Consider the following 14,809-nt stretch of genomic DNA (forward strand, 5'->3'; position numbering starts at 1 on the left):
CTAACCACGCGTTCCGAAACCGGACGAGGACCAGAAATCATGAAAGCCTTGATCACCGGAGGAGTAGGCTTCCTTGGAGCCTGGATCGCCAAGCGGCTTCTGGCCGCAGGCCACGAAGTCCGCATCTTCGACCGCAGCACCAACCGTCGCCTGGTAGTGGGGATCGTCGGCGCCAATGCGCCGAAGATCGAGTGGCTGACCGGGGATATCGCGAATGACAAGGAAGTCCTCGAAGCCACCGAGGGATGTGGAGCCATCGCGCATCTGGCAGCACTCCTGACGCCAGCCTGCAAGGCCGATCCCGTTCTTGGCGCCCAGGTCAATCTCGTCGGTACGATCAATGTGTTCGAAGCTGCTCGCCGACACGGCATCCAGAGCATCGCCTATGCCAGCAGCGCGGCCGTCTTCGGCCCGGATGACGGCATCCGTCCCTGCCCGAAGACGCTCTACGGTGTCTTCAAGCTCGCCTGCGAAGGCGTCGCACGCACATTCGCGGAGGATTATGGCGTTGCCAGCGTCGGTTTCCGTCCGCTGGTCGTCTACGGACCTGGTCGCGCAACCGGCTCAACCGCCGGCGTCACCATCGCCTGCCGCAAAGCCGTGGAAGGCGAACCTTATGCGATCCCCTATACGGGAGAAACCGATCTGATCTACGTGGAGGACGTCGCGGCAGCCTTCGAGGCGGCGCTTCTGCGGCCGGTCTCAGGAGCCCATGTCTTCAATCTCCACGGCGAAATCGTCGATGTCCGGCGAGTGATGGAAATCATCCGAAGCCTTCGTCCTGGCGCAGAAATCACGGCGAAAGGCGAGGGAGTGACGATCGCCGCCCGTCGCGAGCCGCACGATCCGCGCGACACGCTCGGCCCGCTGCCTTTCACCTCGATCGAAGATGGACTGCGGCAGACCATCGCCTATTACGAGGCCAAAGCTTCCAGCGTGGCTCATCGATAGAGGCGAAAGTTTCCGCAGGTCCGGTTTAGGACCAATCCTAGTTGAACCCGCCATCCGCCAGGATCGTCCGCCCGGTGATCCAGGCCGCGTCATCAGACAGGAGGAATGCGACAATTCCGGCGATATCGTCGGGCTGGCCGATACGGCCCAGCGGCGTCATTGCCTTGATCGCCTCGCCGCGCTCGACGATGATCGAGGCCGTCATGTCAGTCTCGATCACGCCAGGTGCCACGGCATTTACCGTGATTCCCTTCGGTCCAAGCTCCTTGGCGAAGCCATGCGTCAGCGCCACCACCGCCGCCTTGGACGCGGCATAGACGGTGCTGGTGGGGATCGGGCTGTAGGCCAGGCGCGAAGCAAAATGGACGATGCGCCCGCCAGGCGAAGGAAGCACCGCAGCCGCCGCCTTGGTCAGCATGATCGCGCCGGTGACATTGGTGTCGAACATGGCGCGGATATAAGACTCGTCCACCTCCACCAGCGGACGATAGGGCCCGATACCTGCGGTGTTGACCAGCCCGTCCAGCCGGCCGAAAGCCGAATGTGCAGCTTCCACCATCGCCTCGGCCGCTCCCGGCTGGCCGATGTCACCTGCAACGGCCTTGGCCTGGCCGCCAGCCGCCTCGATTTCCGCAACAAGACTTTCTGCCGCCGCACTCGCAGTGCGATAACCAATGCCGACCGCGGCCCCCTCCCCGGCCAGCCGGCGTACCACCGCTGCCCCAATGCCACGCGAGCCGCCTGCCACCAGCACGGCCCTGCCTTCGAATCGTCGCTTGTCCATTGCCGCCTCCTCCTTCACCGCGCTTTCGACCAGGCATCCGCCGGCACGAGATCGAGCGGCTGCGCGACATGCAGGCTGCGGTCGACCGGCTTGCCCGCGACCGCGACCACACGCCGCGCAAACTCGTCCAGATAGATTTGCCGCTTCTCATCGCTGACGCGGGGCGCAGCATAGGCCACGAACGGCGCTTCCGTTTCGTAGCCCATATACTGAAGCGTCAGCCGCTGCACCGGCCACAGCACCCGGTCGATCTCGCCATACACGCCTTCCGCATTAAAACGGGCGATCGTGCCGCCGGTCGTCACCGCCAGCAGCGCCCGCCTTCCGCGGAATAAACCGGTGTCGAAACGGGCACCGTCGACATAGGCGAAGCCATAGGCCAGCACCCGCTCGAACCAGCCTTTGAGGATCGCCGGCGGTGCGCCCCACCAAAGAGGAAAGACCGGCACCAGCACGTCGGCCATGGCAACCCGCTTCTGCTCGCGAGCGATCTCATCGCAGAAGGCGCCTTCGCGCACGGCATGCGCCTGCTCGCTCTGATAATGGAAGCGGCCTGCATCGGCGACCGAGGTGAAATCGTGCCGGCCCGCCTTCGGGTCGAATCCCTCGCCGTATAGGTCCGAGACCATGACCTGGTGCCCTGCCCCCTCCAGTGCGGTTTTTGCGGAGGCAACGAGCGCCGCACTGAAGGAGGTCGGTTCCGGATGGGCGTAGACGATGAGGACCGTTGCCATGACTCTTTCGGCCTCGTCTCAGAAGTTCACGCGGTCAGCGCCCTTGAGCTGCAGGATCTCGCGGGCATCGGCTGGCGTGGCGATCTCCAGGCCAAGACCCTCGATGATGCTGCGGACGATCTTGACCTGTTCGGCATTGGACTGGGCGAGCCGGCCCGGCCCGGCCCAGAGAGAATCCTCCAGTCCGACGCGGACATTGCCGCCCATAGCAGCCGCGATGGTGGCAACCGGCATCTGGTTGCGTCCCGCGCCCAGCACGGACCAGCGATAGGCATCGCCGAACAGGCGGTCAGCCGTGCGCTTCATATGCGCCACGTCTTCGGGATGCGGGCCGATGCCGCCAAGGATGCCGAACACGCTCTGGACGAAGAATGGCGGCTTGACGAGCCCGCGGTCGACGAAATGCGCTAGAGTATAGAGGTGGCCGATATCGTAGCACTCGATCTCGAAGCGCGTGCCGTTTTCGGCGCAGGTGGTCAGTATCTTTTCGATATCGGCGAAGGTGTTCTTGAAGATGCGGTCGCGCGATCCTTCGAGATAGGGCCGCTCCCAGTCATGCTTGAATTCCTTGAAGCGGCCAAGCATCGGATAGAGCCCGAAATTCATCGAGCCCATATTGAGCGAGGCGACCTCCGGCTTGAAGGTCGCAACAGGCTGCAACCGCTCCTCGATGGTCATCGTGGGCGCTCCGCCGGTCGTGATGTTCACCACGCAATCGGACCGCTGCTTGATCACCCTGAGGAAGGGCTCGAAGGCTTGCGGCGACTGATCCGGCAGCCCGGTCCTGGGATCGCGGGCATGCAGATGGACGATGGCCGCTCCCGCCTCGGCGGCGCCGATCGCCGCATCCGCGATTTCCTCGGGCGTGACCGGCAGATGCGGCGACATGGACGGCGTGTGGATCGAGCCGGTGACGGCGCATGTGATGATGACCTTGCGGGTTGCCATCGGAAAATCCCTCCTTGGGTTGTCATTTCTACGCGATCAGGTTCAGCAACCCGGCCGCGTTTGTCGAGATGATTTTCTTGATGTCTTCCTTCGGGACCTGATGGTCCAGCAGGTCCGAAACGATCATACGGTAGCCGTCGACGGGCTTCGGCGCCTGCGTCAGACCGAGATCAGAGCCGAGAATGGTGCGATCCACACCCGCCACCTCCATCATGTGGATCAGGTCCTGCGTGTCGTGCTGCTTGGCGCGGCCAGGAACGAACATGCAGATCGAATGCTCCATATAGGCGCCGAGCGAAACGAGGCCGCGAATATCCTCGTCGGAGCAGCCGATGACGTAGCTCGGATGATTGACCAGCATCTTCTTCACGCCGCGCTTCTTCGCCTCCTCGAACAGGATGAAGAGCTCGGAGACGTGCAGATGGCCTCCCGCCAGGATGATGTCGCCTTCCGCGATCAGATCGCAGATCTGCTTGGCCTCGTCGATCAGCCTGCCATTGGCGTCGAGCACGGTGAGCGGGATGGGCGGCAGCATCGGCTTCGCCGTCTTGGGGAAGCTCTTCGAGGCATAGGCCTCGATATGGTTCTTCGCCGCAAAGGTCGGAAACCAGACGATCTTCCCGCCGAGCTTGATCGCGTGGTCCACTGCATGCGGATTGATCCCGCCCGAGGCATTGTTCAGCGCCACGCCCGAATAGAGCTCGATGGGCGCGTCGGGATAGATTTCCTTCAGCACCGCGCAATGCGGCATGCCGACATAATAGTGATCCTTGTAGAGCAATGCCTTGAAGCCGGCATCCAATGCCATCTGGAAAGCCTCGTGATGGCCGAGGATGCGCGGCATCGCCGCCGGGCCTGAATGGCAATGCAGGTCCACCGCGCCGACCAGCAGTTCGGCGACCTCCGCGGAGCGCTTTGGCTCCATCGGCTCCAACGGCACGATCATGGGATAATTGGTCGTGGTGTCGGCCATTGTTCCTCTCCTTTTATTTGTCGAACGGCTCAGGCGCTTTTCGCGCCGACCGAGGAAATCTCTGCATAGGCTTTCATCGCCGCCTGGCGCATGAAGCCCTGGTCCGAGGCGACGATGAAGGTCGTCGTCCCCATGGTATGAAAGCGGCGGGCGTCATCCTGATTGGCGACCATCATCGCCACCGGCTTGCCCGCCTTTTTGGCGGCGGCGATGATCTTCTCGCAGGCGCCCATGATCTCCGGCGCGTCCATCGCCGGCGCACCGAGCGCCACGGTGAGATCGCCGCGGCCGATGAATACCCCGTCGAGGCCGTCGGTCGCGACAATGCTGTCGATCTCGTCGAGCGCCTCGGGATCCTCGATCATCGCGATGAAGGTGGTCTGGGCATCCTGTGCATCCACATGCGCCCATACGCCCACGGCACCGAAATTTCCGGCCCGTGTGGTGTTGGAAAAGCCGCGCCGGCCGCCGCGGAAACGGCAGGCCTGGGCGATTTCCTTCGCTTTCGCGACGGAACTTACGTGCGGAACGAGGATCCCGGTCGCCCCATCATCGAGGACGGCTAGGATCCTGGCCGCGCTCGGCTCGGCGACGCGGACTATGCCGGCGGTGCCCGATGCGCGCGCCGCGAGGAGCGCGCCATCGATCGCCACGCGGTCCCAAGGCGCGTGCTCCTCGTCGATAACCACGAATTCGAAACCGGACTGGCCAAGAATTTCGATGGGGTGGGTCGCCGGCGTCTTGACGAAGGTGCCGACCAGCGTCTCGCCGGTCATGAAACGCTGGCGAAAGCCGGTGGGGGCGGTCTTGGCAACGTTCATCTTCGGAAAACCTCCTGAAATCGCGCCGGTCAGTTCACCGGCAGAAAGGCGTGCGGCAGGAACAGCGAAACCGCGGGTATCGCTGCAATAAGCGCCAGCACCAGAATGCAGATCCCGATCAGCGGCAGCGCCTCGCGTGTCACCTTGGTGAGCGGCTGACCGGAGGTCGCACAGACGATGAAAAGCAGTATGCCGACCGGCGGAGTGGCCATGCCTATGACCACGTTGAGCACCACCATCGTGCCAAATTGCACAGGATCCATGCCAATGATCTGCTGGAACTGCATGAGGATCGGCATGGTCAGGATCAGGATCGAGATCGGCTCCAGGAACATGCCCAGGACGAGCAGCACGAGATTGAGCATGATCAGCACGACCAGCGGGTTTTCGCTGATCGACAGCACGGCCGAAGCGATCGTGGTCGGCACCTGCTCGAGCGTGAACACGAAGGCCACAATGCTGGCCATGGCGGTGATGAACAGGATTGACGAACTCACCAGCGTCGTCGCAATCAGCGATTCCCAAACGCGGCGTAGCGTAAGGTCGCGATAAGCAAAGCCGATCAGCAGCGCATAGACGACTGCGACGGCGGCCGCCTCCGTCGGCGTGAAGATGCCGGCCTTGATACCGACGATGATGATCAGCGGCAGGACCAGCGCCGGCAAGGTGCGCAGCGTCGCCGCGCGGCGATCCGCCCAGTTCATCTTCGGCGTCACCGGAAAGCCGTCGCGCCGCGCACGCCAGGTCGCATAGGCAAGCAGCCCGACAACCAGAAGCAGTCCGGGGGCAACGCCGGCAAGAAAAAGCTGACCGATCGAGGTTCCCGACAGCACGCCGTAGATGATCATGGTGATCGATGGAGGGATGATCGGCCCCATGATGGAGCTGACGCCGACAAGCGCCGCGGCATAGGCGGGCGGAATGCCCTGCTTCGACATGGCAGGAATGAGGATCGATCCGAGCGCGGAGGCTTCCGCCGTCGCGCTGCCGGAAATGCCTGCGAAGAAGCCGGCCGACAGGACGGTCACGGAGGACATGCCGCCCTTGCGGTGACCTACCATGGCGCGGGCGAAGACGACGATGCGGTCGGTTATGCCGCCGACATTCATCAGCATGCCGGCGAGCAGGAAAAGCGGGATCGTCAGCAGGATGAACTGGTCGACGCCCGCCATCATTCGTTGCGGGAAAGCGAGGATCACCGCCCCGTTGCCGGACAGAAAGAGATAGATCATCCCGCCGACGCCGAGCGCCAGCGCGATCGGAACGCCGGTGGCGAGCAGGAGGAAGAATACGCCGAAGAAGCTGCCCATCTGTCAGGCCTGCGGAACAGTGGGATGCGCGGTAGCTTTCGGCCGGCCGGCTGCCAGGGCACGGAAATCGGCAATCAGCGATGCGATGATGTGCAGCCCCAGGAGCGCGGAGCCGACCGCCACCGAAACATAGACCCAGAAGATCGACAGGCCGACGCCATGACCGATCAGCGACATGAAGATGAAGTCAATCGCCGGCACGACCTGATGCGCGAAACGTGTCGAATAGACATAGCCGTTGACCATCATCAGCCACAGGAAGATGAGGATCGGAACTGCCATGACAGCCCTCAAGGCCAGCCGCAGCTTCGGCGTCAGAAGGTCCGGCACGAGATCGACCGCTACCAGTTCGCCGCGGCTATAGGCCATGCCTATGAACAGGAAGGTCTGCCAGATCAGGATGTAGCGGCAGAGTTCCTCGGCCCAGATCAGAGATCCATTGAAAATGTAGCGAGTGATCACCTGCGCCGTCATGATGACGACGATCGTCAGCATGGTCGCGCCGGCGAGGAAACGGATGGCGGCGAAATACCAGGCAAGCGGCCCTGCTTGGCCGGCCGGCTCTGTACTGCTTGAAATCATGGCTTCACTCGTGGATCGCAGGCTTGCCGGCCGGCTTCACGGAAGCCGGCCTTACTCGTTGCTGCCTTCAGGCGTCCGACCGGGCGGCGGCTACGAACTCCTCGATCAGGGGCGACTTCTTGCTCCATTCAGCTACGATGGGCTCGACCTTTTCCTGCATCTCGGCCAGGTCTTCTAGCTCGTATATGTTGACTCCCTTGGCGCGCAGCTGATCGCGCCCCTCAAGATCCTGGTTCTTGGTATATTCGAGCGTCGGGGCGATCGACGTCCGGCCTGCCTCGCGCATGGCCTCCTGCAGTTCGCCCGGCAGGCCGTCGAAGACGGCCTTGTTGACGGCGATGACATTGTGCCAGGGATAGTGGCCGGTCAGGGTGAAGTTCTTGCCGACTTCCCAGAGATTCTCGCCGAGCATCGACGACACGTTGATCTCTACGGCATCGATAACCTTGGTCTCCAGCGCGCCATAGACCTCGCCATAAGGCAATCCTACCGGCGAGGCTCCGACACCTTCCCAGATCGCCTTGTGCAGCGGCACCGAAAGGATGCGTGTCTTCTGGCCCTGGAAGTCGGCAACCGTTTTGACGACCTTCGTCGCCGACAGAAAGTGCCGCTGGCCGATATCGGTTGTTTGCAGGCCGACCAGCCCGGCGGGCGACAGGTCATCGAGGATCTTCTGGCCGATGTCGCTCATGGCGAGCCTGGAGAAGTGTTCGTAATCCTTGATCAGGAACGGCAGCTGATACGCATCGAGTGCGACGCGGCCCGTAACCAGCGAGAAAAGCACACCCGAGCATCCGCACAATTCGTTGGTGCCGGCCATTGCCGATTCCAGGTTTTGCTTGTCATCGCCGAGCTGACGATTGGGGAAGATGGTGATCTCGATGGCGCCGGGCACCAGATCTTCCAGCGCCTTCTTGAATTCGACGGCTGCGATGTGACCGGGGTGGATTTCATTGGCGGCATGCGCCAGCCGCATTTGGACCGGCTGGGCGCGCGCGACAAAAGGCATGGCGAGCGTCGCGGCAACGGCAGTCGTGGACGCGATGAATTGGCGGCGAGTCGGCATGAACGTCTCCTCCGTTTCGTTATGCAGAACGCTGTTGCGATATATAGTTTATCGCTGAATCCGGGCTGTCAAGAGATAAATCCCGGACAATCACACCATCGGGCCTGCATACCATCCTGCCTGATCGCCCTTGACAAGCTTCTCATGCGCGGCTTTGAATTTTAATACTATTGTTCTGTAATACAGAACGATTCTTGGGAGAGAGCATATGTATGATCAAAGTGATCCGCGTTCGCGGATGGCCTCGGCAACGTCGAAGGCTACCGCCCCCACCTCCTTCGCGCCTGCAGATTACGGCCTGTTCTACGAAACCGGGCCGCAGATTCGCGACAGCGGGACGAAGACCTGGCTGACGCGCGGCCAGAACTTCCTGGTCGGCTACAGTGAGGTCGAGGCCGGAGGGGTATTGGAGCGCAAGGATCAGCCGGACGAATATGTCTTGCTTCTCCCGGATCGCGACACGCCGGCCGTCGTCGAGGCCAATGGCGAGCACTTCGAGGTCGAAGGCTATTCGCTGGTCATCCTGCCGCCGGGCGAAAGCCGCATCACCTTGCCGAAAGGCGGGCGGGCCACGCGCATCCTGTCCACCCGTTCGGAAGATCTCAACGCGCTCTGCTCCAATGCCGCGTCCTATGCCGAGCCGCATCCGAACGTGGCGTTGCTGGAGCCATGGCCCGATCCGGTCGGCGGCTTCCGCATCCGCGCCTACAGCCTGGACGTGCCGTCGACGCCCGGCCGCTTCGGCCGTATCTTCCGCTGCACGACGCTGATGGTGAACTATCTCGACCCGCAACACGGGCCGCGCGACATCACCAAATTGTCGCCGCATCACCATGACGATTTCGAGCAGGGCTCGCTCGCTCTCGACGGCGCCTTCACCCATCACCTGCGCTGGCCCTGGACGACCAATCTCAATGCCTGGCGCGAGGACGAGCATGCGCTGGTGAAATCCCCGTCGCTGACTGTGATCCCGCCTCCGGCGATCCATACCTCCCGTGGGATGGAACCGGGCCTCAACCAGCTCGTCGACATCTTCTCGCCGCCGCGCATCGACTTCTCGAACCAGGGTTGGGTGCTGAACGCCGACGAATATCCGATGCCGCCCGCGAGTGGCTGAGGCGGTACGCTCGCCTTTGTCCGCGGGCTTGCCTACGATGCGGATCAGGGTATGTCTGGCGCGGCATCAGGTAGTTGGTCGGCAGAGGAGTGGAAGCGACCGTGAGGATTCGACTATGAGCGAACCGCTGCGCGGCGGCAGCATCCAGGCCGTCCAGTTTGCCTTGGAGATCCTGGAATATGTCGCGCGCCGCCAGGCTTCCGTCGGCGTGTCGGAAATGGCCCGCGCATTCGGCACGACCAAAAGCCGCATCCACCGCCATCTCCAGACGCTGGTCGCCGCGGGCTACCTGATCCGCAACGAGGACACCGAACGCTATTCCATCAGCGCCCGGCTCATGGCGCTGGGCCAGGCCGTCAGCGAGAGCTTCGAATTGGCCTCGGCGGCCCGTGAGATCGCGCGCGAGCTGCGCGATCTTCTCGGCCATGCGGTCGCCATCAGCCAGCCTGAGAAGGAAGGCAACCGCATCCTGCTGATCGTGCCCAGCCGCTCCAATATCGACATATATGTCAAGCCGGGATCTGTCCTGCCCTTCCATTCCAGCGCCCAGGGCAAGATCACCCTTGCCTTCGGGGACACGCTTCTGCTGCCACGCCGGATCTCGGAGGGGCTCGAACTGGTCACGCCCTACACCATCACCGACCCGGAACAGCTCCGCGCCCAGATCGATGTGATCCGCCGTCAGCGCTGGGCGGCCGCGCCCAATGAGGCGATGGTCGGCCTCAACGCGCTCGCCGCGCCGATCTTCGATGCCCTTGGCGGCTATGTCGGGGCAATAGCCGTCACGGATTCGATCCAATACCTGCCCGAGACCCCGAGCACCGATCAGGTCCGTCACCTGCAGGCGGCAGCCGAGAAGATTTCCATCAATCTCGGTTACCGCAAGAAGACCGGCTGACTGCATGCGCATGCGGGGCAACGCGGGGGCGCTTCTGTATATTGGCTCCCTTTCCCCTACATCATGTCACGCGGGATTTTCTTTTCCATGCTTCTGGAAAAAACGGGCTCGCCATTCTCGAAGGCTTCGACCGAAGCCTCGATGATCCAGTCCCTTTCGGTACAGGAAAGCTTCGATAACGCAAGCGTCCTGGCACTCCAGCCCTCGCGTTCCACCACGCATGTCCATCGCGACTGGCCGATGACTGACAGCGGGTCATCGAGCGTGATCGACCAGGTTTCTTCCCGAATGTCGCGGCAGGCCAGCCCGTTGCCCGGATGCCGGTTGAGGCCGGTGTCTTCGACCACGCGGTAGCGCGTCATGCCTTTTGCCAGATTCCGTTCGACCACGCGCTCCGCCCTGCCCGCCTCGAGGCTTTCGTAGCGCGGCAGCGGATCGGGGTTCGAGGGCTCCGGCACGTCGATCCGATCGTGATCGCCCAGAAGCGGAAGGGACAGCCCTATCGAGCCCAGGTCGAGCGTCAGCGTGGCATCTGCGGGCGGCGGAAGGATCATCGGCCAATAGGCGCTCGAAAGGGCGAGCCGGATGCGATGTCCCGGCGCGAAGCGGTAGCCGCAGGCATCGAGCACCAACCTCACTTCCACCATTTCTCCGGGCACGAGCGGTTGCGGATCGGCATTGCCCGCGCGATGCGCCAGATTGAGGACGCCGAACGAGACCCTTGTCGCCGTCCCGTCCGGATGGATATCGACAAGGCGCGCGCAGAGATTGGCAAGCTCGGCGTCGCTGGCGAGTTTCAGGGTCAGGACCGGTTGCCCAAGAAGCACGATCTCCGAGACAAGCGGGGCGCTGTCGAAGGTGACCGATCCGGCATCGTCCACGCGCTGGTCGCCCGGCAGTTCGGCATCGGGCTTGAGGGTGAACCATTCGCCGGACGCAGTTCCCGTGTCGAGCGGGGAACGCAGGAGCATCGTTCCGTCGGCGCGAGGGCCCGATCCTGACAAGAGAGCAGAATCCGGCCCCACGGCAAAGTCCAGCATTTCGGGCGGCGACCACTTCCTTTTCGCCACCCAGTAGCCCGGATCGCTTTCGCGCCAGAGCGCCGGCCTCACGCCGTCGAGGATGAAGGCCCGGACCTGCGGCTGCTCGTCCGCGCCGTTCGGCTCGCCGCGCAGCCAGCGGCTCCACCAGGCGATCGCCTCGCCATGGAAATCAGCTCGCGGTTTCGGAAAGGCGAAATGCGGGTATTTGTGGACCCAGGGGCCGATGAGGGCCTTTGCCTTCGCCGGCATGCCTTCCACTGCCTTGAGCGGCGTGTTGCGATAACCGTCCGCCCAGCCTGCGATCACCAGCGCCGGCACCGGAAAGCCGCCAAAGTTCTCCGCGATCGAACCGTGACGCCAGAAGGCGTCGCGCCGCTGATGGCTCAGCCATTCCTCCATGAAGAAGGGCTCGTTCTCCAGACGCTCCAGCCACATGTCGCGCCAGTGCTCGCCGACAATCTCCGGGTCCGGCGGCCGCGACTGGTAGGCGAGCATGGTAGCTGCCCAGGAAAGCTGCGCCGACAGATGGGTGCCGTTCTTGTAGTGGATGTCGTCATTGTAGCGGTCGACGGTAGAGGCGATGGAGATCACCGCCTTGAGCGCCGGCGGTTTCAGCGCCGCCACCTGCAGGCAATTGAAGCCGCCCCAGGATATGCCCATCATGCCGACATTGCCGTTCGACCAGGGCTGACGGGCGATCCAGTCGATGACCTCGCAGGCATCGGAAAGCTCGCGCGGCGTATATTCGCCGTCGATGACGCCCTCGGATTCGCCCGAACCGCGAATATCGACACGGATACCCGCAATGCCCGCCTCGGCGAAAACCGGATAGGTCGACTCGTCGCGTGGCGCTGTCCCGTTCCGCTTGCGGTAAGGAAGGAATTCAAGGACGGCAGGAACCGGATCGGCGTCGGCGCCAGCCGGCATCCAGATCCGGGCGGCAAGCCTTGTCCCGTCCTTCAGGACGATCCATTCATTCTCGATGACCGTAAAGGCGCCTTGGCTCATGGTGGTTCCTCCCTGACGAAAACAGATCGCAGGCCAGGCGCGACCGCACATGGCGGCGTGCCCGCGAACCCTGCTGAAAAGTGACGGTGGCTACGACTCCAGCCAGACCCTGCTAGCGATGCGGCCGTTGGAAATATCGTTGCCGATATCGTGAACGAAGCCCTTCATCTGCTTCGAGGCAGCGTTCACAAAATCGTTGAATACCGGGAGGATCAGGCCTCCCTCATCGCGGATCATCACTGCCATCTGATGGTAAAGCGCCTTGCGCTTCTCCTTGTCTAGTTCCGCTCTTGCGCGATAGACGAGTTCGTCGAAGTCCGGGCGCTTGAAGCGCGTATCGTTCCACTCGGCGTTGGAGACATAGGAGGTGGAATAGCGCGAATCCTGGGTAGGCCGGCCACCCCAATAGGAGGCGCAGAAAGGCTGCGCGTTCCAGACCTCGGACCAGTAGCCATCGCTCGGTTCGCGGCGCACATCGATCTGGATACCCGCCTTGCTTGCACTCTGCTGAAAGAGCTGGGCCGCATCGACCGCGCCGGGAAAGGCAGCTTCCGAAGTGCGCAGCACGATCGGCCCCTCATGGCCGGACTTCTTGTAGTGGAAGGCAGCCTTTTCCGGATCATAGACGCGCTGCTCTATATCGGTGGGGGCGAGCGCGTAATTCTCGTTGACCGGATAGTCGTTGCCGAGCGTTCCGAAACCACCCACCACCTGATTGAGGATCGCTTCCCTGTCTACGGCAAGCTTGAGCGCCATCCTCAGATCGTTGTTGTCGAAAGGCGCGGTGTCGCAATGCATCAGGAAGGAGTAGAAGCCCTTTCCCGAAGTCTGCAGGATCTCCAGATTCGGCGCCCGCTGGAGCAGGCTCACAGTCTTGGGATCGACGGTGTTGATGAAATGCACCTGGCCGGAGCTCAAGGCGCCGACCCGGGCCGTGGCGTCGTTCATGACGATGATTTCGACGCTATCGACAAAACCGCGATCCGGGCGCCAGTCTTCCTTGTTCCTTTCGAAGGTCGCGCGGATGCCGGCATCGTAGCTGGCGAGCTTGTAGGGTCCGGTGCCGATCGCCGCATTCGGATCGTCCATGCCGCCATTCGGCTGAATCTGGAGATGATAGTCGGTCAGAACCAGCGGCAGATCGGCATTGCCTTCCGACAAGGTGATGACGAGGTCGCCCGCCTTCTCCTCGATGCGCTCGATCGAGCCGAGAAGACCGAGCGCGCCCGATTGCGAGCCCTCGCCCGAGTGACGCTTCAGGGTGGCGACGACATCCGCGACGGTCATCGGCTTGCCGTCATGGAAGGAGACGTCCTTTCTGATCTTGAAGGTCCAGACCTTGGCATCGGGAGACGGGGACCACGATTCGGCCAGCGACGGGACCGCCTCGCCCGTTTCAGGATGCGATTCCACCAGCGTATCGCCCCAGCAATGGGCGATCACGAAGGCGACGGTAGCGCTCGCCAAAGCCGGATCGAGCGTGTCGGCGGATGCACCGCCGCCAAGGCCAAGCTTCAAATGGCCTCCGCGTTTGGGCTCCTGCGCCAGCAGACGGCTGGCCGGAAAACTCGCCGCTGCCAGAGACAGCCCGAGCATCGCACTGCTTTGAACGAAGCGGCGCCGGGTAAGGTCCAGACCAAGGGGTTTTTTGCGGATATCGACCATGTCACGCGCTCCCTGGAAATTCGAGGATTGATGGGAACAATCGTGATCCAATTCCTTCGGCAATCAATTTCGCGGCTTGACGCGGGCCTACGCTCTTTTACGCTACTCCTCGATGACCTCGGCCCACAAGATTTTCGCAGCCAATCTCCGGGAAGCGTGCAGCACCCGCGCCTCGATATCGCAGGTCTGCCGCGAGATCGGGGTGAACCGCCAGCAATTCAACCGCTACATCAACGGGCAGGCCCTGCCGTCGGCCCATAACCGGCACCGCATCGCCCGGGCCTTTGCCGTCGAGCCGGAGGATTTCGACCTGCCGCGCCAGGAGTTCCGCAAACGTCTCGGGCCTTGCGTCAGCCGCGACAATGCCGGAGACATCCTGCTCGACGGATATCCCGGCGACCTGAACAGCCTGCGGCGCTATCTCGGCTTCTACCAGACCTATCATCTGTCCATGTCATGGCCAGGCAAGGTCGTCTGCTCCTGCGTGCATCTGAAGGAGCGCGACGGGCGGGTCGTCGTCACGTCGCGGGAGCGCATCATCGACAGGGCCAGCGGGATCAGGCAGCATTCCCGCTATGTGGGCCTTGCCGCCTACCGGCGAAACCGCATCTTCATCACCGAACGCACCAATGGCGAATATCCGACCTTCGGCCAGACGATCCTGATGCCCTTCGAGATACATCAGCGCCTCTATCTGCATGGCATCACCATGGGCGTCTCCTGGCGGAAGGAGAACACGCCCTATGCATCCCGCATGATCTGGCGCTATTTCGGGCATGACGTCGACCGCCGGGCACTGGTCTCGCGCTGCGGCTTGCTTGCACCGGAAAGCGGCGTCTTGCCGGAACCCGTCAGCCGCTATCTGACAGGATCCAATCTGCTGACCGTTTCCCCTTCTGCCTGAAACGA

The 14,809-nt window shown here is 62.7% G+C and carries 14 protein-coding genes; 4 read left to right on the forward strand and 10 right to left on the reverse strand.

The features are described from left to right. Nucleotides 1-39: 39 nt before the first annotated feature. The gene (locus L598_RS03585) at nucleotides 40-951 is read left to right on the forward strand and encodes an NAD-dependent epimerase/dehydratase family protein (protein WP_144860461.1); all 912 of its coding nucleotides are present in this window, start codon (nucleotides 40-42) and stop codon (nucleotides 949-951) included. Nucleotides 952-988: 37 nt separating this feature from the next. Here the strand turns inward: L598_RS03585 and L598_RS03590 are convergent, their stop codons facing one another. The 8 genes from L598_RS03590 to L598_RS03625 all read right to left on the reverse strand — a co-directional run bounded on the left by L598_RS03590 (nucleotide 989) and on the right by L598_RS03625 (nucleotide 8,169). Further along, complete coding sequence (locus L598_RS03590) at nucleotides 989-1,735, reverse strand: glucose 1-dehydrogenase (protein ID WP_144860463.1); 747 nt, start codon at nucleotides 1,733-1,735, stop codon at nucleotides 989-991. Between the two features lie 14 nt (nucleotides 1,736-1,749). Then, nucleotides 1,750-2,469 (reverse strand): NAD(P)H-dependent oxidoreductase, encoded by a 720-nt coding sequence (locus tag L598_RS03595; protein ID WP_144860465.1) that lies wholly within the window; start codon nucleotides 2,467-2,469, stop codon nucleotides 1,750-1,752. 18 nt (nucleotides 2,470-2,487) lie between these two features. Beyond that, entirely contained in the window at nucleotides 2,488-3,417 is a 930-nt protein-coding gene (locus L598_RS03600) for a 3-keto-5-aminohexanoate cleavage protein (RefSeq protein ID WP_144860467.1), read from the reverse strand. Between the two features lie 28 nt (nucleotides 3,418-3,445). After that, nucleotides 3,446-4,390: a DUF6282 family protein gene (locus tag L598_RS03605; protein WP_246658614.1), complete on the reverse strand. Its 945-nt coding sequence runs from the start codon at nucleotides 4,388-4,390 to the stop codon at nucleotides 3,446-3,448. A gap of 29 nt (nucleotides 4,391-4,419) precedes the next feature. Continuing rightward, a complete protein-coding gene (locus L598_RS03610) occupies nucleotides 4,420-5,211 on the reverse strand; it encodes an aldolase/citrate lyase family protein (RefSeq protein ID WP_144860469.1) in 792 nt (263 codons plus the stop codon). A 29-nt stretch (nucleotides 5,212-5,240) separates the two neighbouring features. Then, nucleotides 5,241-6,521, reverse strand: coding sequence for a TRAP transporter large permease (locus L598_RS03615; RefSeq protein WP_144860471.1), 1,281 nt, complete (start codon nucleotides 6,519-6,521; stop codon nucleotides 5,241-5,243). 3 nt (nucleotides 6,522-6,524) lie between these two features. Continuing rightward, nucleotides 6,525-7,103: a TRAP transporter small permease gene (locus L598_RS03620; RefSeq protein ID WP_144860473.1), complete on the reverse strand. Its 579-nt coding sequence runs from the start codon at nucleotides 7,101-7,103 to the stop codon at nucleotides 6,525-6,527. Between the two features lie 67 nt (nucleotides 7,104-7,170). Continuing rightward, nucleotides 7,171-8,169 (reverse strand): TRAP transporter substrate-binding protein, encoded by a 999-nt coding sequence (locus L598_RS03625; protein WP_144860475.1) that lies wholly within the window; start codon nucleotides 8,167-8,169, stop codon nucleotides 7,171-7,173. A gap of 208 nt (nucleotides 8,170-8,377) precedes the next feature. Between L598_RS03625 and L598_RS03630 the strand changes: the two genes are divergently transcribed. Both L598_RS03630 and L598_RS03635 read left to right on the forward strand, forming a co-directional pair. Next, nucleotides 8,378-9,286 (forward strand): hypothetical protein, encoded by a 909-nt coding sequence (locus L598_RS03630; RefSeq protein WP_144860477.1) that lies wholly within the window; start codon nucleotides 8,378-8,380, stop codon nucleotides 9,284-9,286. Nucleotides 9,287-9,401: 115 nt separating this feature from the next. Continuing rightward, the gene (locus L598_RS03635; RefSeq protein ID WP_186444918.1) at nucleotides 9,402-10,184 is read left to right on the forward strand and encodes an IclR family transcriptional regulator; all 783 of its coding nucleotides are present in this window, start codon (nucleotides 9,402-9,404) and stop codon (nucleotides 10,182-10,184) included. Nucleotides 10,185-10,240: 56 nt separating this feature from the next. On the opposite strand, the gene L598_RS03640 is transcribed toward L598_RS03635, so the two are convergent. Together L598_RS03640 and L598_RS03645 are read right to left on the reverse strand one after the other, a co-directional pair. After that, the gene (locus L598_RS03640; RefSeq protein ID WP_144860481.1) at nucleotides 10,241-12,235 is read right to left on the reverse strand and encodes a CocE/NonD family hydrolase; all 1,995 of its coding nucleotides are present in this window, start codon (nucleotides 12,233-12,235) and stop codon (nucleotides 10,241-10,243) included. Between the two features lie 90 nt (nucleotides 12,236-12,325). Next, entirely contained in the window at nucleotides 12,326-13,900 is a 1,575-nt protein-coding gene (locus L598_RS03645) for an ABC transporter substrate-binding protein (protein ID WP_144860483.1), read from the reverse strand. Nucleotides 13,901-14,012: 112 nt separating this feature from the next. On the opposite strand from L598_RS03645, the gene L598_RS03650 reads away from it, so the two are divergent. After that, the gene (locus tag L598_RS03650; protein WP_144860486.1) at nucleotides 14,013-14,804 is read left to right on the forward strand and encodes a helix-turn-helix transcriptional regulator; all 792 of its coding nucleotides are present in this window, start codon (nucleotides 14,013-14,015) and stop codon (nucleotides 14,802-14,804) included. The last annotated feature ends 5 nt before the right edge of the window (nucleotides 14,805-14,809 follow it).

This window comes from Mesorhizobium sp. J18 (genome assembly GCF_007829525.1).
GTDB lineage: Bacteria > Pseudomonadota > Alphaproteobacteria > Rhizobiales > Rhizobiaceae > VLJP01.